This is a genomic window from Phenylobacterium sp. T106 (assembly GCF_057219735.1).
Window position 1 is genome coordinate 103,076 of record NZ_JBXVWA010000005.1, and the last position, 19,343, is coordinate 122,418.

Sequence of the window (19,343 nt, forward strand, 5' to 3'; positions counted from 1 at the left end):
CGAGCCGAGCTCCAACGCCTGGACGTCGAAGATCTGCAGGAAATCCGGGACTGCGCTGCTGATCTCGATCCGCACCGCGTCGACGACGGGGGTCGCGGCGGTCGCGGCTGCGGCGACGGCGACGGCGCACGCGGTGGTCAGGCCTGCTATGATCTGCCGAAGGTAGGACAAGGTAAGCTCCGGTGGTTCTTCATGGTCGCCGCCAGCCTCGCCCGACCGACCGGATCGCCGCATCCGCCGAACGCGCTATGCTCGAAAGGCGACCGGCGCTCGCCTTTTCCGGGAGCCCGGCTTTCCATTGACCCGCGCGCCGCCGCGCGCCCATAGGGCCCCTCGCCCAGAATCGACGCACTTTCCCCACGATGCCCAAGTCCTCCGCCCAGCCCCTTCCCGACCTCTTCGGCGACGACGCCCTGAACCCCGTGCCGGCCGCGCCCCTGGCCGAAAGCCATGAGCCGCGCGCGGACGCGGCCGTGACCAAGGGCGGCGGCTACTCGGCCAAGGACATCGAGGTCCTCGAGGGGCTGGAGCCCGTGCGCAAGCGGCCGGGCATGTACATCGGGGGCACCGACGAGCGGGCGCTGCACCACCTGTTCGCCGAGGTGCTGGACAACGCCATGGACGAGGCCGTGGCCGGCCACGCCAAGGTGATCACGGTCAGCCTGGACGCCGACGGCCAGCTCACCGTCACCGACGACGGGCGCGGCATTCCCGTCGACCCGCACCCGAAGCACCCGGGCAAGTCGGCGCTGGAAGTGATCATGACCGTCCTGCACTCGGGCGGGAAGTTCTCGGGCAAGGCGTATGAGACGTCCGGCGGACTGCACGGCGTGGGCGTGTCCGTCGTCAACGCGCTCTCCGAGCGGGTCGAGGTGACCGTCTGGAAGGACGGCTTCGAGTGGCGCCAGGCCTTCACCCGCGGCAAGCCGGTGGGCGGCATCGAGAAGATCGGGCCGACGCGCAAGAAGGGCACCCAGATTGCCTTCACGCCCGATCCCGTCATCTTCGGCGAGAGCGTCGCCTTCAAGCCGGCGCGGCTCTACCGGATGGCGCGATCCAAGGCCTACCTCTTCGGGGGCGTCGAGATCCGCTGGCGCTGCGATCCCGGCCGCATCCAGGACCAGACGCCGCCCGAGGCGGTGTTCCGCTTCCCCAACGGCCTCGCCGACTTCCTGGCCGAGCGCGTGAAGTCGCTGGAAACGGTGACGCCCGAGCCCTTCACCGGCCGCTACGAGCGGCCCGGCGAAACCGGCAAGGTGGAATGGGCGGTGGCCTGGACGCCGGCGGGGTTCGGCGAGGCCGACGGCTTCATGCAGTCCTACTGCAACACCGTGCCCACGCCGGAGGGCGGCACGCACGAGAGCGGACTGCGCGCCGCGCTCACCCGGGGCCTCAAGCAGTACGCCGAGATGGTGGGCGAGAAGCGCGGCGGCCTCATCACCGCCGACGACGTGGTGGCCCAGGCCGGCGCGCTGGTCAGCGTGTTCATCCGCGACCCCGAGTTCCAGGGCCAGACCAAGGAGAAGCTGTCGTCTTCCGAGGCCCAGCGTCTGGTCGAGAAGGCGGTCGCCGATCCCTTCGACCACTGGCTGACGGCGCAACCCAAGGCGGCCAGCGCCCTGCTCACCTTCGTGGTCGAGCGCGCCGAAGAGCGCCTCAAGCGCCGCAAGGAGAAGGAGGTCGCCCGCGCCTCGGCCACCCGCAAGCTGCGGCTGCCCGGCAAGCTGGCCGACTGCGCCGGCTCCTCGACGGAGGGGACGGAGCTGTTCCTGGTCGAGGGCGACTCGGCCGGCGGCTCGGCCAAGCAGGCGCGCGACCGCAAGACCCAGGCGATCCTGCCGCTGCGGGGCAAGATCCTGAACGTCGCCTCGGCGTCGGTCGACAAGTTCGGCGGCAACAAGGAACTGTCGGACCTGCTGCTGGCCCTGGGCGCGCAGACGGGCTCGAAGTTCAGGGAAGAGGACCTGCGCTACGACCGCATCGTCATCATGACCGACGCCGACGTCGACGGCGCCCACATCGCGAGCCTGCTGATCACCTTCTTCTACCGGACCATGCCCGACCTGATCCGCTCGGGCCGGCTCTACCTCGCCCTGCCGCCGCTCTACCGGCTGAGCCACGGCGGCAAGGCGGTCTACGCCCGGGACAACGAACACCGCGACGAGCTCCTGGCCACCGAGTTCAAGGGCAAGAAGCCCGAGATCAGCCGGTTCAAGGGGCTGGGCGAGATGATGCCGGCGCAGCTCAAGGAAACCACCATGGATCCCAAGACCCGCACGCTCGCGCGGGTCACCCTGCCCCGCTCCGAGGAGCAGGTGGAGGATCTGGTCGAGGCGCTGATGGGCCGCAAGCCCGAGCTGCGGTTCCGCTTCATCCAGGAGAACGCCGAGTTCGCCGCGGCGGACCTCGACATCTAGTCCGGAACGTCCCCCCGCAAGGACGCGTTTGGGCTCCGGACCAGGAGTTCGCGATGGCCAAGCCGAAGAAGCGTTCGAAGGGACTGATCCCGAAGCGGATCGCGGGCGTGAAGGTGCCCAAGGCGGTGCGCAAGGGCCGCTTCGGCGAACTGCTGGCCTCCAGGACAGGACAGGCGGTGATCGCACAGGCGATCCTCGGCGCAGGCGCGGTGGCCGCCGGCATGAAGGCCGCCGACAATCCCGAGGTCCGCGCGCGGGCCCGGGCCGCCAAGACGACGGCCGCCAACGAGGCCCATGACGCGGCCGACGCCGCCGCCTCCGCGGGCTCGGCGCTCGCCTACGCCCTGGGCGAAGCGGCCCACGCCTTCGCCGACGCGCTGAAGCGGGGCGGGCCCAAGGCGGCCGGCTCCGGACCCCCGGACGCCGACGGCCCGGCGTCCCCGGCCCTGGCGCGACAATAGGCGAGGCGCGCCGAAATGGGCGGCTCAGGCGCCGGCCGATGAACTCCGTCGAGCAGCGTGCGTTGACAGCGGGACCGTCCGACGTATGTTCCGCGCGCGCGGCGATCTCCGTCCGCGCCGCCGCGTGGCCCTACCCCACCCCGGGAGCGCTCCGCACTCATCGTTAGCGAATGACCGAATTTTCCGATCTGGGGCTCTCGCCCGCGACCCTCGCCGCTGTGGCCGAGACCGGCTACACCACCGCCACGCCGATCCAGGCCTCGGCGATCCCCGTGGCGCTGGCGGGGCGCGACGTCCTGGGGATTGCCCAGACCGGCACCGGCAAGACCGCCGCCTTCACCCTGCCGCTCATCGACAAGCTGGCCGCGGGCCGGGCGCGGGCGCGCATGCCCCGCGCGCTGGTCATCGCGCCGACGCGCGAGCTGGCCGACCAGGTGGCCGCGAGCTTCGAGAAGTACTCCAAGGGCCAGAAGCTGACCTGGGCGCTGCTCATCGGCGGCGTCTCGTTCACCGACCAGGAGCTGAAGCTGGACCGGGGCGTCGACGTGCTCATCGCCACGCCCGGCCGCCTGCTGGACCACTTCGAGCGCGGCAAGCTGCTGCTCACGGGCGTGCAGATCATGGTGGTCGACGAGGCCGACCGCATGCTCGACATGGGCTTCATCCCGGACATCGAGCGCATCTTCAAGCTGACGCCGCCCAAGAAGCAGACGCTGTTCTTCTCGGCGACCATGCCGCCCGAGATCACGCGGCTCACCAAGCAGTTCCTCAACGACCCGACCCGGATCGAGGCGGCGCGCCCCGCCACCACCGCCGAGACCATCACCCAGAACATCGTGCGGCTGCCCACGGCGGACCCGAAGGCCAAGCGCACGGCGCTGCGGGCCCTGATCGGCCGCGACGACGTGAAGAACGGCATCGTCTTCTGCAACCGCAAGAGCGAGGTCGACATCGTCGCCAAGTCGCTCAAGAAGCACGGCCTGGACGCCGCGCCGATCCACGGCGACCTCGACCAGTCCACCCGCATGCGCACGCTGGAGGCTTTCCGGAAGGGCGAGCTGAAGCTCTTGTGCGCGTCCGACGTGGCGGCCCGCGGCCTCGACATCCCGGACGTGAGCCACGTCTTCAACTACGACGTCCCGCACCACGCGGACGACTATGTGCACCGGATCGGCCGCACGGGCCGGGCCGGCCGGTCGGGCCAGGCCTTCATGATCGTGACGCCGGTCGACTCCAAGAACCTGGACAAGGTGCTGAAGCTCACCGGCAAGGCGCCCGAGGAGATCACCCTCGAGGGGATCGACTGGGCGAGCATCAAGGACGAGCCCCGCAGTGGCGGCCGCGGCGCGCGCGAGCGCGGGGGCGGCCGGGGCCGCGATCGTGACCGCGGCGGTCGTGAGCGCGACCGCGCGCCCCGCGAACCGCGCCCGCCGCGCGAGGAGCCGGCCGCGAGCGCCGCGCCCGCGCCCGAACCCGCCGAGGCGGCCGCGCCGTCGCCCGAACGCAGCCGGCGCCCGCGCCGGGAGGCCCCCGCCGAGCGGCCCGCGCGCACGGACCGCCCTGCCCGCCCCGATCGGACCGAGCCGGCGCGCGCCGCGGAGCGTCCGCGACGCGAGCCCGATGAGGATCGCGACGGCGTCCGCGGCTTCGGCGGCGATACCCCGGCGTTCCTGATGCGCCCGACCCCGCGGGCCCGCGACGATTAATCGGCGGCTTTAACGGACCATTTGCGGTCGGCGCGTACGCTATCGACCCATGCCGTCGGACATCGACATCTATATCCGCAGCCCCAAGGCCTATGACTGGGCCCGGCAGGCGATCGAGGCCATGGAAGCCCACAAGGTGTGGCCGACGGCCGTGAACTTCGAACTGTGGGTGCACTACGTCGCAGCCAAGGACAGTCGCGTCACCGCCGCGATCGACACCGTGCTGCAGTCCGGCGCCCCGTTCACGGACCAGGTGGGCGAGGCGATCGCCGAGCAGCACCTGCCGCACGCCAAGCTCTCGGGCGAGATCCTCGACGCCGGCAAGAGCCTGACCGAAGAACTGGACAGCGTCTCGCGCGCCATCGAATCGGCGCGGGAGACGACCGAATCGTACGGCCAGCAACTGGCCACCGCGTCCGAGTCCCTGCAGGGCGAAGACGCCGAGGCGGTGCGGGCGATGGTCGAGAACCTGAGCGCCGCGACCCGCAAGGTCCGCGAGGAGAACGCCGCCCTGGAAAGCCAGCTGGCGGAGACCAACGACGAACTCGGCCGCCTGCGCGAGCACCTGGAACAGGTGCGCCGCGATGCGATGACCGACGCCCTCAGCAACCTGGCCAACCGCAAGGCCTTCGACGAGGCGCTCGAACAGGCCTGCGCCGATCCCAACAGCAAGGTGACCCTGGCTGTCGTGGACATCGACCACTTCAAGATCTTCAACGACACCTGGGGACACCAGACCGGCGACCAGGTCATCCGGTACGTGGCCAGCGTGGTGGGGCGCATCGCGGAGACGGGACACCGCTTCGCCGCCCGCTACGGCGGGGAGGAATTCGCCGTGATCTTCCGCGGCGAGGCCAGCGAGGTGGCCCTGCAGGCCCTCGAGGGGGCCCGCGAGGAGATCAGCTCGCGAATCCTCAAGCGCCGCTCCACCAACGAGGACCTGGGCGCGATCACCATCTCGTCCGGCATCGCCGAACGGCGCGCGGCCGAGTCGCCCAGCGCCCTGCTGGAACGCGCCGACACGGCGCTCTATGCCTCCAAGCGCGGCGGGCGCAACCGCACCACCGTGGCGGGCGCGGAAGAGGCCCCGAAAGCCGCCTGACCCGCGCCGCCCGGCGTTTCGGCCTTGGCTGACGCGGGGGTACTCTGCCTTCGATTGGGCTCAAGAGTTCAACGGAGGACGCCCCATGGACGGCGCGCAGGCTCCCGCCAAGGTCAAGACGACCATCCAGGACGGGATCGGCATCATCACGCTCTCGGACCCCGGCACGCTCAACGCCGCCGGGATCGACCTGATGCAGGAACTGCAGGCGAGCTTCGACGAGCTCGCCTACGGCGACAAGGCGCGGGCCATCGTCATCACCGGCGAGGGCCGCGGCTTCTGCTCGGGCGCCAACCTCTCGGGCGGCGGCTCGGCCGGCCGCGCGACCGACGGCGGCACGGGTCCCAACCAGGCGCTGCTGCGCACCTTCAACCCGTTCGTCTCGGCCGTGCGCAAGTCGCCCAAGCCCCTCGTCTCGGCGGTCAACGGCGTGGCCGCCGGCGTCGGCGTGTCGCTCGCGGTGGCGGCCGACCTCGTGGTCGCGGCCGAGAGCGCCTACTTCCTGCTGGCGTTCCGCCGCATCGGCCTCGTCCCGGACGGCGGCGCGACCTGGATGCTGCCCAAGCTGATCGGCAAGGCCCGGGCGATGGAGCTGATGCTGCTGGGCGAGAAGCTGCCGGCGAAGACGGCGGCCGAATGGGGCCTGATCAACAAGTGCGTGCCCGACGCCGAGCTGATGGACGCGGCGATGCAGTACGCCCGCGCCCTGGCCGACGGGCCGGCCTCGCTCGCGCTTACCCGCAACCTGGTGTGGGACTCGCTGGACTCGGCGTGGCACGAGCAGCTTGAGGCCGAGGCCTACGCGCAAGGGATCGCGGCCCGGACGAAGGACGCCCGCGAGGGCATCATGGCGTTCGTGGAAAAGCGCCCGGCGAAGTTCACGGGCCAGTAAGCCCAGACGCCACCCGTTCGAAGGCCCTCGCGTTCCGCGCGGGGGCCTTTCCGTGCGGGCTAAGGCTATAGGCCCCCGGACTCAAGGCCCGGTCATCCCGGCGAAGGCCGGGATCCAGATGGAATGGCTCAGTTGGGGGGTTCCGCAGGCTCGGAGCCCTTCCCTTCACGGTCTCGCACGGGGATCTGGGTCCCGGCATTCGCCGGGACGATCGGAAGAACCAAAGATCGAACGGGCCTGAAGCCTATCCGCCGCGCGTCCGCCGCAGCTTCTCGAGCTCTTCCTCGATGAGGCGGTCCCGGATGCCCTCGCCGTTCATGTAGACGGAGGCGCCGTGGGCGGCGAGGCCGATGCCCCAGCCCAGCATGGGCCAGATGGGCCAGAAGTAGTCGCCGAAGTCGCCCGTCGCGATGTAGATCGCCACCAGGCCGGCGTTGACCATGACATAGGCCAGCAGGTGGCTGCGGAAGGCCAGCTTCATGTCCGCTCGGCGGATGGCCAGGCGGCGCAGTTCGACGTCGTCGGTCATGTCGGGTCCAGAGTTGCTGGGCACAGGATACCCCGTTCGAACCGTCAGTCGAGTTTCACTGGTGTAATGGTTACGCTCTCGCCGCAACCGCACGCATCGGTCTCGTTCGGATTGCGGAACACGAACTTCGCGGACAGCCGGCTGACCTCGTAGTCGATCACGGTGCCCAGCAGGAACAGCACGGCCTTCGGCTCCACCAGGATGGTCACGCCCTTGTCCTCGACCACCTCGTCGAGCGGGTCGGCCGCGTCGGCGTACTCCAGCACGTACTCCTGGCCGGCGCAGCCGCCGTTCTTCACGCCGACGCGGAGGCCGGCGTAGGGCTTCTCGGCCTTGGCCATGATCTCGCGGACGCGCTCGGCGGCCGCATCCGTGAGGGTGACGACCTTGGGCCGGGGGCGGCGCGCGCGCGGCGCGGGCGTGGCGTCGAGGTGGGTCATCAGAACATGTTGAGCGCGAGCTTGGCCTCGTCGCTCATCCTTGAGGGGTCCCAGGGCGGATCGAAGACGAGGTCGACCTTCACCGAGCGCACCTCGGGGATCTCGCCGACGGCGTCCTCCACCCAGCCGGGCATCTCGCCGGCCACCGGGCAGCCGGGCGCGGTGAGCGTCATGTCGATCGCCACGTCCTTGTCGTCCGAGACATCGACCTTGTAGATCAGGCCCAGCTCGTAGATGTCGACCGGGATCTCCGGGTCGTACACAGTCTTCAGCTTCTCGATCAGCTGATCGGTGAGCGCGTCGAGCTCCGCCTGAGAGAGCGGCGGGCTGGGGGTCGGCTCGATGGTCGCGGCGTCGTCCATGGGGCTCATGCGGTTACGCGAAGAATGCCTGAGTCTTCGTAAGCGCATCCACGAAGGCGTCGGCCTCTTCCAGGGTGTTATATAGGGCGAAGGATGCGCGGGCGCTCGACGTGACGCCGAAACGTCGCATCAGGGGCTCGGCGCAGTGCGTGCCGGCGCGGACAGCCACGCCATAGCGGTCGAGGATCTGCGCCACGTCGTGGGCATGGGCGCCGTCCACGGTGAAGGAGAGGATGGCCCCCTTCCCCGGCGCCTCGCCGATCACCCGCAGCCAGTTCATGCCCTGCAGCCGTTCGCGGACATGGGCGTAGAGGGCGTGCTCGTGCTCGGCGATGGCGACGCGGTCCTGCGTCGACAGCCAGTCGATCGCGGCGCCCAGGCCGATGGCCTCGAGAATCGCGGGCGTGCCGGCCTCGAAGCGGTGCGGCGGGTCGGCGTAGGTGATCTCGTCCTGGCTGACGATGCCGATCATCTCGCCCCCGCCCTGGTAGGGCGGCAGCGCGGCCAGCCGGTCGGCTTTTCCGTAGAGGATGCCGATGCCGGTCGGCCCGTAGAGCTTGTGGCCGGAGAAGACGTAGAAGTCGCAGTCGATGTCCTTCACGTCGACCGGCTTGTGGACGATGGCCTGGCAGCCGTCGAGCAGCACCAGGGCCCCGGCCTCATGCGCCATGCGGGTGAGCGCCTTGGCGTCGTTGATGGTGCCCAGGACGTTCGACATGTGACTGAGGGCCACGACCCGGGTCCTGGGGCCCAGCAGGCTCTGGAAGTGCTCGAGGTCGAGCGCGCCGTCGTCGGTGACGCGGGTCCACTTCAGCACGACGCCCTTGCGCTCGCGCAGGAAGTGCCAGGGCACGATGTTGGCGTGGTGCTCCATCTCGGTGAGCACGATCTCGTCGCCCGCCTGCAGCGATGCGCCGATCCCCGCGGCCACGAGGTTCACCGCCTCGGTGCCGCCCTTGGTGAAGACGATTTCGGCGGGCTCGGCGCCGATGAAGCCGGCCACCTTGTTCCGCGCGGCCTCGTAGGCGTCGGTCGTTTCGTTGGCCAGCGTGTGCAGGCCGCGGTGGACGTTGGCGTAGGAGTGCTCCATCGCGTTCGTCATCGCCTCGATGACGGCGCGCGGCTTCTGCGCCGAGGCGGCCGAGTCCAGATAGACCAGCGGCTTGCCGTGGACATGCCGCAGCAGGATCGGGAACTCGGCGCGGGCCGCCTCGACGTCGAACGCCATGGTCAGACCCTCAGCCTTTCCGCGACCCAGGCGCGCACGACCTCGCGGGCGCCCTCGTGCTGGATGCGGTCCACGACCTCGCCTACGAACGCCTCGGTGAGCAGGGCGCGGGCCTCGGGCTCGGGAATGCCGCGCTGGCGGGCGTAGAACAGGGCGTCCTCGTCGAGGGCGCCGACCGTGTTGCCATGGGCGCAGGAGACGTCGTCGGCGTAGATCTCGAGCTCGGGCTTGGCGTCGACCTCGGCGCGGTCCGAGAGGATGAGGGCATGGTGGCCCATGCGGGCGTCGGTCTTGTCGGCCCCCTCGGCGACGACGATCCGGCCCTGGAACACACCGCGCGCCTGGTCGCGCACGACGCCCTTGGCGAGCTGGGACGTCCGCCCGTCGAGCCCCGCGTGGGTCACGACGGAGGTCAGGTCGGCGTGGCGCTTGCCGTCGAGCAGGTAGATCGCGTCCAGCCGCAGGTCGGCGTGGCCGCCGGGATGCCGGACCCCTGTCTGCAGCCGCTGCCGCCGGGCGCCGCCGGTGACCACCGTCTGGACGAAGGACGCGTTCGGCGCGAGCTCAACCTCGGCCTGGCTGACGTTGACCCCCTCCGGGTCGTCGCCGGCCAGGATGATCCGCTCGACCTGGGCGCCGACGCCCAGGCTGAACATCAGCGACGTCTGCGCGAGGTAGGCGCCCTCGCCCTCGTAGCTCTCCAGCAGCACGAGCCGGGCATCGGCCTCCACGTCGATGGAGATGCGGGCGGCGTGCGCCCCGTCCCCGCGGCCGACGATGCGCAGGGCCACGGTCCGCTCGCGCACCGGCTCGACGGCGATGTGGGCGGCGCCTTCCCCGTTGGCCACGACGACCACCTCGTCGACCAGCGCGTCGAAGGGGCCCGGGCCGAGATCCCCGGCCAGCGGGCGCGACGGCGGCGGCACGTCGCGGATCAGCCCGCGCAGATCGGTCCAGCGCCAGTCCTCGTCGCGCTTGCCGGGGAGCTGGGCGGCGTCCCGCGCGCGTATGGCCGCGGCGACGGTCATCGCGCAGCCCCTGTCATCCCGGTTTTGGCGAAGCCAAAGACCGGGACCCATAGACTCCGCGGCAAGGAAGAAGGCACGGACGCACGAAGCCCTGTCCTGACGCGCAGGCGCGTATGGGTCCCGGTCTTCGCCTGCGGCGAGACCGGGATGACAAGGCGGGAGAAGCCGAGGAAACCCATCACGCGGCCGCCTTCGCGTACTTCTCGTAGCCCTCGCGCTCGAGCTGGAGGGCGAGTTCCGGGCCGCCCGAGGCCACGATGCGGCCGCCGGCCAGGACGTGCACGCGATCGGGTCTGATGTAGTCCAGCAGGCGCTGGTAGTGCGTGATGACCAGCATGGCGCGGTCCGGCCCGCGCAGGGCGTTCACGCCGTCGGCGACGATGCGCAGGGCGTCCACGTCCAGGCCGGAATCGGTCTCGTCCAGGATCAGGAAGCGTGGCGAAAGCATCGCCATCTGAAGGATTTCCATCCGCTTCTTCTCACCGCCGGAGAAGCCGACGTTGAGCGCGCGCTTGAGCATGTCGAAGTCCATCTTCAGCTCGCCGACCTTGGCCCGGGCGAGCTTCAGGAACTCCGGCGCCGTGACCTCGGGCTCGCCGCGGGCCTTCTTCTGGGCGTTCAGCGCGGTGCGGATGAAGGTGAGCGCCGGGACGCCCGGGATCTCCAGCGGATACTGGAACGAGAGGAACACGCCCCTGGCCGCCCGCTCGTTCGGCTCCAGCGACAGCAGGTCCTCGCCGTCCAGCGTGGCGGACCCCTGCGTGACCTCGTAGCCGTCGCGGCCGGTCAGCACATAGCTCAGCGTCGACTTGCCCGCCCCGTTCGGCCCCATGATGGCGTGCACCTCGCCGGCGGGGATGTCGAGCGACAGCCCCTTGAGGATCTCGGCGCCGCCCACCTCGGCGTGCAGGTCTTTGACGGAAAGCATCTTCAGCGGGTCTCGTCGGCGAGGAAGTTGGCCATGACCTTGAGGGCGTCCTCGACGCTCTCGACGATCTCTTGCTTGCGGGGCGCCGTGGAGCCGGGGCTCGCGGTGCGCTTGTCGGACAGGGTGACGCTGGCCCGGCCGGCCTCGAAGTAGGCGGCGATGCTGAAGAGCGCGTGGTCCAGGGAGACCGTGTAGCGGCGCACGTCGGCGGTGAGCCCGCGGGAGGCCAGGAAGTCCCCGTCGGCGCTCACGGCGGCATGCAGCGCCTGGGCCGACGCGAGATCGGCGGCCTGCTGCGCCCGCTCGGCCTCCTCGCGCGCCGCCCGTTCGGCGTCGCGACGCGCGAACTCGGTCTCGAACGCGTCCTTCAGGGTCAGCGCCGGAGGTTTCCTCGTGGCCGCGGTCATCCGACGCTCCCTTCGAGGCTGATCGCCACCAGCTTCTGGGCCTCGACGGCGAACTCCATGGGCAACTCCTGGAGAACGTCCTTCACGAAGCCGTTCACCAGCAGCTGCACCGCCTCCTCCTGCGAGAGGCCGCGCTGCATGGCGTAGAAGAGCTGGTCCTCGGACAGGCGCGTCGTGGTCGCCTCGTGCTCAAAGACCGTCTGGCCGTTGCGGGCCTCGACGTAGGGCACCGTGTGGGCCGCGCAGTGCTTGCCGATCAGCAGGCTGTCGCACTGGGTGAAGTTGCGCGCGCCCTTGGCCTTGGGGTGGGCCGAGACGAGGCCGCGGTAGGTGTTGGACGACTTCCCGGCGCTGATGCCCTTGGAGATGATCCGCGAGCGGGTGTTGGCGCCCAGGTGGATCATCTTGGTGCCGGTGTCGGCCTGCTGGCGGCCGTTGGTGATGGCGATCGAGTAGAACTCGCCCGAGCTGCCCTCCCCGCGCAGGACGCAGGAGGGGTATTTCCAGGTGATCGACGAGCCCGTCTCGACCTGGGTCCAGGACACCTTGGAGCGCGCCCCGCGGCAGTCGGCGCGCTTGGTGACGAAGTTGTAGATGCCGCCCTTCCCGGTCTCCGGGTCGCCCGGGTACCAGTTCTGGACGGTGGAGTACTTGATCTCGGCGTCGTCGAGCGTGACCAGTTCCACCACGGCGGCGTGCAGCTGGTTCTCGTCGCGCATCGGGGCCGTGCAGCCCTCCAGGTACGAGACGTAGGCGCCCTTGTCGGCGATGATCAGGGTGCGCTCGAACTGGCCGGAATTCTCGGCATTGATCCGGAAGTAGGTGGAGAGCTCCATCGGACAGCGCACGCCGGGCGGCACGTAGACGAAGCTGCCGTCCGAGAAGACCGCGCTGTTCAGGCAGGCGAAGTAGTTGTCGCTGACGGGGACCACCGAGCCCAGGTACTGACGCACCAGGTCGCCGTGCTCGCGGATCGCCTCGCTCATGGAGCAGAAGATGACCCCGGCCTGCGCCAGCTCCTTCTTGAAGGTGGTGACCACGCTGACGCTGTCGAACACCGCGTCCACCGCGTAGCGCGGCGCGCCCTCGACGCCGGCCAGCACTTCCTGTTCGCGTAGCGGGATCCCCAGCTTCTTGTAGGTTTCCAGCAGATCGGGATCGACCTCGTCCAGGCTCTTGGGGCCGGCCTTCGTCTTCGGGGCGGCGTAGTAGTAGCTGTCCTGGTAGTCGATGCGCGGGAAGCTGACCTTGGCCCAGTCGGGCTCCTCCAGCGCCAGCCAGCGCTCGAAGGCCTCCAGGCGCCACTGCAGCATCCACTCGGGCTCGTCCTTCTTGGCCGAGATGAAGCGCACGATGTCGGCGTTGAGCCCCTTGGGCGCGTACTCCTGGTCGATGTCGGTGACGAAGCCGTGCTTGTACTTCTCGAGCGCGGCGACGTGTTCGACGGTCTGCTTGACGGCGGCCATCAGGCGACTTCCTTCCGGCGCGCCGTGTGGCGGGCGTGGGCTTCGAGCCAGGCGTCCGCGAAGCGGTCCCAGTCGGCGGCCGTGGAGCACCAGCCGCCGGAGACGCGGATGGCGCAGGGGGCGAGGTCCTCCAGGCCCATGGCCGTGAGCACCGGCGAGGCCTTCACCTTGCCCGACGAGCAGGCCGAGCCGGCGCTGACCATGACGCCAGCCAGGTCGAGCGCCATCACCTGCAGGTCCGACGTCCACCCGGGCGCGGCGACGCAGAGGGTGTTGGGCAGGCGCGGCGCCGCCTCGCCGATCACCACGGCGCCGGTCGCCTTCAGGCGCTGGGCGGCCGTAGCGCGGAAGGCGGCCTGGGCGGCGAGGCCCTCGGCGGCGATCTGAGCCGCTGCGCCGAAGCCGCTGATACCCGGAAGGTTCTCCGTGCCGCCGCGCCGCCCGCGCTCCTGCCCCCCGCCGTGCTGGCGACGCGACAGGGTGGCGCGCGGGCCGAACGTGAGGGCGCCGACGCCCTGGGGCCCGCCGATCTTGTGGGCCGAGATCGAGAGCGTGTCGGCGCCGAGCGCGCGGCTGTCCACCGGGATCTTGCCGGCCGCCTGAATGGCGTCCACGTGCAGCCAGCCGTCGGCGGCGCGCACGATGTCGGCGGCGGCCTGCACCGGCTGGATCACGCCGGTCTCGTTGTTGGCCAGCATCAGGGCGACGAAGGGCTTTCCGTCGGCCGCGTCCCAGCGGCCCAGGCGCTCGCGCAGCCAGTCGAGGTCGGCGGTCCCGTCGCGGGTGACCGGCAGCGTCTCGACCGCGACGCCCGACGCGGCGGCGCCCTCACGGATGCTGTCGTGCTCGACGGCCGAGACGATCAGCCGCCTCGTCCCGGCGGCGACGGCGCTTTCCATCGCCAGGGCGTTGGCTTCGGTCCCGCCGCTCAGGAAGACGACGGTCGAGGCCGGCGCGGCGATGAGGCGCGCCACCTGCTCGCGGGCCTGCTCCATGGCCGCGCGCGCGGCGCGGCCGGCGGCGTGGATCGACGAGGGATTGCCCACGGCTTCCATGGTCCGCGTCATGGCCGCGATCGCCTCGGGCCGGACCTTCGCCGTCGCGTTATGGTCCAGGTAGACGCTCATGCGGCCGCCTGCCGGTCGCGGCGCAGCCGGCCGCCGACCACGTCGGCCAGGCTGACCGAGGCCAGATAGTCCTCGATCCGGTCGCCCAGGTCGGCCCAGAGGTCGTGGGTGAGACAGCGCTCGCCGCGCACCATGCAGCCCTTGCCGGCGCCGCAGCGCGTGGCGCGCAGGGGCTCGTCCACGGCGTGGACGATCTCCGCGATGGTGGTGGCCGAGGCCTCGCGGGCGAGCCGATAGCCGCCGCCGGGGCCGCGGGCGCTCTTCACCAGCCCCTTGCGACGGAGGCGGGCGAACAGCTGCTCAAGGTAGCTCAGCGAGATCTCCTGGCGCGCGGCGATGTCGGCCAGGGCCACCGCGCGGACCGCCTCGCTCTCGCGACGCGCCAGGTCGGCCATGGCCATCACGGCGTAGCGGCCTTTCGTGGAGAGACGCATGAGGATCGCCCAATGCAGTTTTCGCGCGCATCCGGGACGTCCTATGTTATGAGCCCCGCGCCCTGGCGGGACCGGTCGCGCCGGATGGTTGCGACTTAGGAAGACCGAGTAGGGCAGTCAAGTATTCTGGGAAAGAGGATCGCATGCCTGAAGTGGTGCTGACGGGAGCGGCCGGCCGGATCGAGGGCCGCTACTCCCAGGGCAAGAGCGAGACGGCGCCGGTGGCGCTGATCCTGCACCCGCACCCCAAGGCCGGCGGCCAGATGAACAACCCCGTCGCCGTGCAGCTCTTCCACCTGTTCATGAAGCGCGGCTTCTCGGTGCTGCGGTTCAACTTCCGCGGCGTCGGCCGCAGCCAGGGCGAGTTCGACGGCGGCATCGGCGAGCTGGCCGACGCGGCCACCGCGCTGGACTGGCTTCAGTCCACCAACCCCGCCGCCTCGCAGTGCTGGGTCGCCGGCTACTCGTTCGGCGCGTGGGTGGGGATGCAGCTCCTGATGCGCCGCCCCGAGACGGACGGCTTCATTTCGGTGAGCCCGCCGACCAACGCCTACGACTTCAGCTTCCTGGCCCCCTGCCCCGCCTCGGGCCTGATCCTGCACGGCCAGAACGACACCGTCGTTCCGCCCATCGACGTGGAGCGCGTGGTCTCCAAGCTGCGCACCCAGAAGGGCATCGTCATCGACTACGACGTGGTCGACGGCGCGAGCCACTTCTGGATGGAGAACCTGCCGGACGTGGAAAGCCGCGTCGGGACCTACCTCGACAAGCGCCTGGCCGCCCAGCCCGCCTAGGGTTGAGACCCCAACGGCTTCCGATCGTCCCGGCGAATGCCGGGACCCAGATCCACGCGCGAGGTCCAGAGTGGAAGAGCTCCGAGCCTCCGGGATCCGCATCCAACGCATTCCATCTGGATCCCGGCATTCGCCGGGATGAGCCGGTCTTGAGTACGGACTCCCAGCGCGGGCCTGGGCGAGGCTGGCGCGGCCTCAGGCCGAGCGTGTCAGCCAGGCGGCGAAGTCCATCCACAGCGCCGGGCCCGTGAACGCCCAGGCCACGAGCACGTGCATCGCCGCCAGCGTGCCGGCGCTCACCAGCCAGGCCGGATGCACGCGGCGCTGGTCGCGCCAGTCCAGCACGATCACCGCCGCGAGGATCGCCTCCACCACGAGGAACGACCCCATCGCCTGCCATTCCGGCACGCCCGCGGGCACGAACATCCGGCCGATGGCGGGTTGGGCGATCATGATGAAGGCGGCCAGCATCAGCCGCTGATGGTGATCGCGGCGCGCCCGCAGGGTCAGGGCCAGGCCCACCAGGAACGCCAGGGCGATCATGCCCATCACCGGCAACGCCATGAACCGCAGCGGCTCCGGCGAGGCGGGCGGCACGTGGCCCAGCTGAGCGGCGGTGATCGCGGTCGACAGGCCCAGGACCACCATGCCCCCGAACAGCATCGCGCCCGCCATGCCCAGCTGGCGATGCAGCCGCGGCCGACCGGCGCCGATCAGCGACGCCTGCACGACGAAGAGCAGCGTCCAGGCGGTGAACACCACGCCGTGCGCCATGGTCAGGGCCGACAGCGGCGGCGGCGCGTTGATCAGGCCCTTCAGGTAGTAGGAGGGCGCGAAGCCCACGAAGATGAGCGCGGCCACCAGATAGGCGGTCCCGACGTAGAGCCGGGCCCCCGCATCTGACCGGGCGCGGGCGCCGATCGCCTGTTGAGTCATGTTCCGTCCCCCTGTTCGTTGGACGCAGAGTGTCACCAGGCTGCCGCGACGTGAAGCTTCGGGCGCCTGCGAGGGAACGATACGGCGATGACCCATCCGGCAGATGCGATCCGCGCCCGGCGCAAGCTGACCAACAAGCTGATCGCCGCCCACGAGGCGGCGCGCCTGCGGCCGTTCTTGGCGCCGGAGGCCAAGGTGATCGTGGGCGACGGCGGACTGATCCTGGGCGCCGACGAGGTCATCGCCGCCTTCGCCGCCCAGTTCGCGGAGCCGGGCTTCACCGCCTACGTCCGCGAGACCGAGGACGTGCAGCTGGACGCGGCCGGCGCGCGCGCCGCCGAGCGGGGCCGCTGGACGGTCAGGGACCGGGACCTCGGCGGGACCTACCTCGCCGTCTGGCGCAAGGTCACGGGACAGTGGGTGATCGAGAGCGAGCTCTACGTCACCCTGAGCTAGATCCTGCGCGACCGCGCCCGGTCCAGCGCGGCCGCGACGGCGGCGGCGAAGGCGGCTGACCGGCGCGCGGCGCTGGGGTCGGGGGCAAGACCGCCGAGACGACCGCCTTCAGGCGTGGTCAGCCGCCAGGACCAGGCCTCCCCGGCGGCCGCGAGGGAGAGGCGGAAGCCGCCGGCCGTGGGTGTCGGGGACTCGTCCATGGCCCGAGTGTCCATCCCCGCCGTGCAGGGCCCGCCGGGAGCGCGATGGAGAATCCGTGCAGCGTCAGGCGGTGGCGCGCGGAAGGGTGATGCGGAACGTCGCCCCGGGACCGTCGACCAGCTCGACCCCGCCGTGGCTCGCCGCCAGGAGCGACCGGGCGATCGGCAGGCCAAGGCCGGTGCCCCCCTGGGCGCGGCGGCTGGTGAAGAACGGCTCGAACAGGCGCTCCCGGTCGGCGGCCGGCACGCCCGGCCCGTCGTCGGAGACGGTGACCACCACGCGCTCGCCCTCGGCCGAGACACGCACCGTGGCGACCGTGGCGCCGGCCTGGCGGGCGTTCTGCAGCAGGATGGTGACCACGGTCTCGAGCGTGGTGCCCGGCGCCGCCACCAGGGGCGCGTCGGGGGGCGTATCGAGCGTGACCGAGAAGCCCTCGCCGGCCTGCGCGTCCGCCGCGCGCCGCAGCGGATCCCCGACCTCGGAGGCGACGCCCGACTCCGGCAGCGCCATGTCGGCCCGCGCCAGGTCCAGCAACCGCGTCACCAGCTGCGACAGCCGTTCGCTGTCGCCGGCGATGTTGGCCAGGAAGCGCCGGCGCTCCACCGGCGACATGGTCTCGAAGTGGTCCTGCAGCAGTTCCACGGCGCCCGTGATGCCCGCGAGCGGCGTCTTGAACTCGTGGCTGACGGCGGCGGCGAAGTCGCGCAGGTAGCCGCTGCGGCGTTCGATGCGCTCGGCCATGGCGCGGAAGTCGGCATAGAGGTCGCGGATCTCGCGGGCCGCCGTCCTGGGGGTCGGCGGGATCTCGCCGCCGCCCGCCGCGACTTCCCGCGAGGCCGCCGAGAGCTTCTCGATCGGGCGGCTGACGCCGCGCGACACGAGCCCCGACAAGACCACCAGCACCAGGAAGATGAGCGCCGCGCCGAAGATGATCTTGCCGCGATCCTCGTAGAGGCCCCGGAACAGCGCCCGCGGCGAGCGGCTGAGCAGGAGCACGCCCTCCACCCGCCCGGCCACGACGATCGGGCGCGCGTGGTGCAGGCGGATGCCGGAGGCCTTCGAAAGCCACTCGAACGACGACTGCCGCGCGCCGAGGTCGCCGTTCACGCGCATCACGGTGTAGGGGCGGCCCGACAGCGCCCAGCGGACCTCCGGGAGCGCGGAGTAGTCGCGCCCGAACCCCTGCCCGCTCACGCCGTAGCCGCGGCGGTCCAGCATGTAGACCGAGGCCAGGGTGGTCTGCAGCGTGCGCTCGACCACCGGGTTGATCCGGCGGGCCACGTAGACCGCATCTGGATCGAGGGCGTTGCGCGTCTTCCGCGCCCAGGGCCGCTCGGGGAGCACCTGGCCCAGATTGAGGTCTATGGTGGTGAACTCGGGCCGGTAGTAGCCGTCAGGCGGCTTCGCGGGCTTGGGCCGGGGCGGCGGCGCGCCGGGCCAGTTCACCGAGGCGACGGCGGCCAGCGCCGCGCCCTGGGCGACGAGCTCGGCTTCGGTCTGGCGCACCAGGGTATTCTCGTAGACGCGCAGGTAGAGGGCCGCGACGCCGGGCATGGCGGCGGCGAACAGGAGCACCGCGAACAGGATCCAGCGCAGCCGCAGCGAGGGCCACCATCGACCGACCCAGTCCTTGAAGGCCTCGATCACCGCGGGGTCGTCATGCGGCCGGCCCGCCCTGGCACGCGCCCAGCCGGTAGCCGACGCCGGCGCGGGTCTCGACCACGTCGTGGGCGCCGAGCGCCGCGAACTTGCCCCGCAGGTTGCGCACGTGGCTGTCGATGGTGCGGTCGGTGATGGCGAAGCCCGGGCCGTGCAGCCGGTCGATGATGGCGTCGCGGGTGAAGACCCGGGCCGGCGCGCCCAGCAGGATCTTGAGGATGCCGAACTCGGTGACCGTCAGGCCCACCTCGTCCTCGTTCCAGCGCGCGACCCAGCTCTCCGGGTCCAGCGTCAGGCGGCCGTGCACGATCGGGGCATCGGCCTTGGCGGCAGGCGGCGCGGCGCGTGCGCGGCGCAGGATGGCCTGCACGCGGGCGACCACCTCGCGCGGGCTGAAGGGCTTGGTCACATAGTCGTCGCCGCCCAGCTCGATGCCGAGGACCCGGTCGATCTCGTCGTCGCGGGAGGACAGGAACAGGATCGGCAGGTCGCCCTGCGCCCGGAGCCGCCGGCACACCTCGAGGCCATCGAGCTTGGGCATGTTGATGTCCAGCACCACGAGGTCGGGCGCGGCCTTCGAGACCTGGGCGAGCGCCGCCTCGCCGTCCTCGGCCTCGCGCGCGGTGAGGCCCGCCTTCTCGAGCGCGAAGACCAGGAGCTGGCGGATGTGCGGATCGTCGTCGACGACGAGGACCTGGGGCATGAAGGTCATGTTCTCGGGTTCGCGTTCGAGGTCAATGCGGCGGTCCGGACGGCGCCCGGACGACGAC

General features: G+C 71.0%; 21 protein-coding genes. 7 read left to right on the plus strand and 14 right to left on the minus strand.

Annotated features, from left to right (window positions below):
- The first annotated feature begins 362 nt into the window (after positions 1 to 362).
- From parE to AC2D8W_RS13250, 5 genes are all read left to right on the plus strand, one after another.
- Positions 363 to 2,417: a DNA topoisomerase IV subunit B gene (gene parE / locus AC2D8W_RS13230; RefSeq protein ID WP_484671924.1), complete on the plus strand. Its 2,055-nt coding sequence runs from the start codon at positions 363 to 365 to the stop codon at positions 2,415 to 2,417.
- 53 nt (positions 2,418 to 2,470) lie between these two features.
- Positions 2,471 to 2,878 (plus strand): hypothetical protein, encoded by a 408-nt coding sequence (locus tag AC2D8W_RS13235; RefSeq protein ID WP_484671925.1) that lies wholly within the window; start codon positions 2,471 to 2,473, stop codon positions 2,876 to 2,878.
- Positions 2,879 to 3,048: 170 nt separating this feature from the next.
- Positions 3,049 to 4,584 (plus strand): DEAD/DEAH box helicase, encoded by a 1,536-nt coding sequence (locus AC2D8W_RS13240; RefSeq protein WP_484671926.1) that lies wholly within the window; start codon positions 3,049 to 3,051, stop codon positions 4,582 to 4,584.
- A gap of 49 nt (positions 4,585 to 4,633) precedes the next feature.
- Positions 4,634 to 5,686, plus strand: a complete 1,053-nt coding sequence (locus AC2D8W_RS13245) for a GGDEF domain-containing protein (protein ID WP_484671927.1) — start codon at positions 4,634 to 4,636, stop codon at positions 5,684 to 5,686.
- 85 nt (positions 5,687 to 5,771) lie between these two features.
- Positions 5,772 to 6,578, plus strand: coding sequence for an enoyl-CoA hydratase/isomerase (locus tag AC2D8W_RS13250; protein WP_293484536.1), 807 nt, complete (start codon positions 5,772 to 5,774; stop codon positions 6,576 to 6,578).
- Between the two features lie 244 nt (positions 6,579 to 6,822).
- Here the strand turns inward: AC2D8W_RS13250 and AC2D8W_RS13255 are convergent, their stop codons facing one another.
- The 10 genes from AC2D8W_RS13255 to AC2D8W_RS13300 form a co-directional block, all read right to left on the minus strand.
- Positions 6,823 to 7,107: a 2TM domain-containing protein gene (locus AC2D8W_RS13255; protein WP_293484534.1), complete on the minus strand. Its 285-nt coding sequence runs from the start codon at positions 7,105 to 7,107 to the stop codon at positions 6,823 to 6,825.
- Between the two features lie 44 nt (positions 7,108 to 7,151).
- Complete coding sequence (locus tag AC2D8W_RS13260; RefSeq protein ID WP_484671928.1) at positions 7,152 to 7,547, minus strand: HesB/IscA family protein; 396 nt, start codon at positions 7,545 to 7,547, stop codon at positions 7,152 to 7,154.
- Positions 7,547 to 7,909, minus strand: a complete 363-nt coding sequence (locus tag AC2D8W_RS13265; RefSeq protein ID WP_293484606.1) for an SUF system Fe-S cluster assembly protein — start codon at positions 7,907 to 7,909, stop codon at positions 7,547 to 7,549. The genes AC2D8W_RS13260 and AC2D8W_RS13265 overlap by 1 nt, the downstream gene beginning before the upstream one ends.
- 13 nt (positions 7,910 to 7,922) lie before the next feature.
- The gene (locus AC2D8W_RS13270) at positions 7,923 to 9,137 is read right to left on the minus strand and encodes a cysteine desulfurase (RefSeq protein ID WP_293484530.1); all 1,215 of its coding nucleotides are present in this window, start codon (positions 9,135 to 9,137) and stop codon (positions 7,923 to 7,925) included.
- Between the two features lie 2 nt (positions 9,138 to 9,139).
- Positions 9,140 to 10,165, minus strand: coding sequence for a Fe-S cluster assembly protein SufD (gene sufD / locus AC2D8W_RS13275; protein ID WP_484671929.1), 1,026 nt, complete (start codon positions 10,163 to 10,165; stop codon positions 9,140 to 9,142).
- 178 nt (positions 10,166 to 10,343) lie between these two features.
- Positions 10,344 to 11,093, minus strand: coding sequence for a Fe-S cluster assembly ATPase SufC (sufC, locus tag AC2D8W_RS13280; RefSeq protein ID WP_484671930.1), 750 nt, complete (start codon positions 11,091 to 11,093; stop codon positions 10,344 to 10,346).
- A 2-nt stretch (positions 11,094 to 11,095) separates the two neighbouring features.
- A complete protein-coding gene (locus AC2D8W_RS13285; RefSeq protein ID WP_484671931.1) occupies positions 11,096 to 11,500 on the minus strand; it encodes a hypothetical protein in 405 nt (134 codons plus the stop codon).
- Positions 11,497 to 12,966 (minus strand): Fe-S cluster assembly protein SufB, encoded by a 1,470-nt coding sequence (sufB, locus tag AC2D8W_RS13290; protein WP_293483657.1) that lies wholly within the window; start codon positions 12,964 to 12,966, stop codon positions 11,497 to 11,499. Before sufB ends, AC2D8W_RS13285 begins: the two co-directional genes overlap by 4 nt.
- Complete coding sequence (locus AC2D8W_RS13295; protein WP_484671932.1) at positions 12,966 to 14,093, minus strand: cysteine desulfurase family protein; 1,128 nt, start codon at positions 14,091 to 14,093, stop codon at positions 12,966 to 12,968. Before AC2D8W_RS13295 ends, sufB begins: the two co-directional genes overlap by 1 nt.
- A complete protein-coding gene (locus AC2D8W_RS13300; RefSeq protein WP_484671933.1) occupies positions 14,090 to 14,527 on the minus strand; it encodes an Rrf2 family transcriptional regulator in 438 nt (145 codons plus the stop codon). Before AC2D8W_RS13300 ends, AC2D8W_RS13295 begins: the two co-directional genes overlap by 4 nt.
- Before the next feature lie 143 nt (positions 14,528 to 14,670).
- Here AC2D8W_RS13300 and AC2D8W_RS13305 point away from each other — a divergent pair, with 143 nt between their 5' ends.
- Positions 14,671 to 15,321: an alpha/beta hydrolase gene (locus AC2D8W_RS13305; protein ID WP_293483663.1), complete on the plus strand. Its 651-nt coding sequence runs from the start codon at positions 14,671 to 14,673 to the stop codon at positions 15,319 to 15,321.
- Between the two features lie 195 nt (positions 15,322 to 15,516).
- Here AC2D8W_RS13305 and AC2D8W_RS13310 read toward each other — a convergent pair whose 3' ends face one another.
- Positions 15,517 to 16,257 (minus strand): hypothetical protein, encoded by a 741-nt coding sequence (locus AC2D8W_RS13310; RefSeq protein WP_484671934.1) that lies wholly within the window; start codon positions 16,255 to 16,257, stop codon positions 15,517 to 15,519.
- An 87-nt stretch (positions 16,258 to 16,344) separates the two neighbouring features.
- Between AC2D8W_RS13310 and AC2D8W_RS13315 the strand changes: the two genes are divergently transcribed.
- Positions 16,345 to 16,713 (plus strand): DUF4440 domain-containing protein, encoded by a 369-nt coding sequence (locus AC2D8W_RS13315; protein ID WP_484671935.1) that lies wholly within the window; start codon positions 16,345 to 16,347, stop codon positions 16,711 to 16,713.
- Here AC2D8W_RS13315 and AC2D8W_RS13320 read toward each other — a convergent pair.
- The 3 genes from AC2D8W_RS13320 to AC2D8W_RS13330 form a co-directional block, all read right to left on the minus strand.
- The gene (locus AC2D8W_RS13320; RefSeq protein ID WP_484671936.1) at positions 16,710 to 16,913 is read right to left on the minus strand and encodes a hypothetical protein; all 204 of its coding nucleotides are present in this window, start codon (positions 16,911 to 16,913) and stop codon (positions 16,710 to 16,712) included. The genes AC2D8W_RS13315 and AC2D8W_RS13320 overlap by 4 nt on opposite strands.
- A gap of 64 nt (positions 16,914 to 16,977) precedes the next feature.
- Positions 16,978 to 18,561 (minus strand): sensor histidine kinase, encoded by a 1,584-nt coding sequence (locus tag AC2D8W_RS13325; RefSeq protein ID WP_484671937.1) that lies wholly within the window; start codon positions 18,559 to 18,561, stop codon positions 16,978 to 16,980.
- Between the two features lie 10 nt (positions 18,562 to 18,571).
- Positions 18,572 to 19,285 carry a response regulator transcription factor gene (locus AC2D8W_RS13330; RefSeq protein ID WP_484671938.1) on the minus strand — a complete coding sequence of 238 codons (714 nt, stop codon included), beginning with the start codon at positions 19,283 to 19,285 and terminating at the stop codon, positions 18,572 to 18,574.
- Between the last annotated feature and the right edge of the window lie 58 nt (positions 19,286 to 19,343).

Excerpts from the sequence above, each read along its gene's own strand:
- AC2D8W_RS13320 (WP_484671936.1), bottom strand. The coding sequence starts at position 16,913 with ATGGACGAGTCCCCGACACCCACGGCCGGCGGCTTCCGCCTCTCCCTC.
- AC2D8W_RS13250 (WP_293484536.1), top strand. The coding sequence starts at position 5,772 with ATGGACGGCGCGCAGGCTCCCGCCAAGGTCAAGACGACCATCCAGGAC.
- AC2D8W_RS13265 (WP_293484606.1), bottom strand. The coding sequence starts at position 7,909 with ATGGACGACGCCGCGACCATCGAGCCGACCCCCAGCCCGCCGCTCTCT.
- AC2D8W_RS13260 (WP_484671928.1), bottom strand. The coding sequence starts at position 7,547 with ATGACCCACCTCGACGCCACGCCCGCGCCGCGCGCGCGCCGCCCCCGG.
- sufD (WP_484671929.1), bottom strand. The coding sequence starts at position 10,165 with ATGACCGTCGCCGCGGCCATACGCGCGCGGGACGCCGCCCAGCTCCCC.
- AC2D8W_RS13255 (WP_293484534.1), bottom strand. The coding sequence starts at position 7,107 with ATGACCGACGACGTCGAACTGCGCCGCCTGGCCATCCGCCGAGCGGAC.
- parE (WP_484671924.1), top strand. The coding sequence starts at position 363 with ATGCCCAAGTCCTCCGCCCAGCCCCTTCCCGACCTCTTCGGCGACGAC.
- AC2D8W_RS13305 (WP_293483663.1), top strand. The coding sequence starts at position 14,671 with ATGCCTGAAGTGGTGCTGACGGGAGCGGCCGGCCGGATCGAGGGCCGC.
- AC2D8W_RS13285 (WP_484671931.1), bottom strand. The coding sequence starts at position 11,500 with ATGACCGCGGCCACGAGGAAACCTCCGGCGCTGACCCTGAAGGACGCG.
- AC2D8W_RS13245 (WP_484671927.1), top strand. The coding sequence starts at position 4,634 with ATGCCGTCGGACATCGACATCTATATCCGCAGCCCCAAGGCCTATGAC.
- AC2D8W_RS13300 (WP_484671933.1), bottom strand. The coding sequence starts at position 14,527 with ATGCGTCTCTCCACGAAAGGCCGCTACGCCGTGATGGCCATGGCCGAC.
- AC2D8W_RS13295 (WP_484671932.1), bottom strand. The coding sequence starts at position 14,093 with ATGAGCGTCTACCTGGACCATAACGCGACGGCGAAGGTCCGGCCCGAG.
- sufC (WP_484671930.1), bottom strand. The coding sequence starts at position 11,093 with ATGCTTTCCGTCAAAGACCTGCACGCCGAGGTGGGCGGCGCCGAGATC.
- sufB (WP_293483657.1), bottom strand. The coding sequence starts at position 12,966 with ATGGCCGCCGTCAAGCAGACCGTCGAACACGTCGCCGCGCTCGAGAAG.
- AC2D8W_RS13330 (WP_484671938.1), bottom strand. The coding sequence starts at position 19,285 with ATGACCTTCATGCCCCAGGTCCTCGTCGTCGACGACGATCCGCACATC.
- AC2D8W_RS13315 (WP_484671935.1), top strand. The coding sequence starts at position 16,345 with ATGACCCATCCGGCAGATGCGATCCGCGCCCGGCGCAAGCTGACCAAC.
- AC2D8W_RS13240 (WP_484671926.1), top strand. The coding sequence starts at position 3,049 with ATGACCGAATTTTCCGATCTGGGGCTCTCGCCCGCGACCCTCGCCGCT.
- AC2D8W_RS13235 (WP_484671925.1), top strand. The coding sequence starts at position 2,471 with ATGGCCAAGCCGAAGAAGCGTTCGAAGGGACTGATCCCGAAGCGGATC.
- AC2D8W_RS13310 (WP_484671934.1), bottom strand. The coding sequence starts at position 16,257 with ATGACTCAACAGGCGATCGGCGCCCGCGCCCGGTCAGATGCGGGGGCC.
- AC2D8W_RS13270 (WP_293484530.1), bottom strand. The coding sequence starts at position 9,137 with ATGGCGTTCGACGTCGAGGCGGCCCGCGCCGAGTTCCCGATCCTGCTG.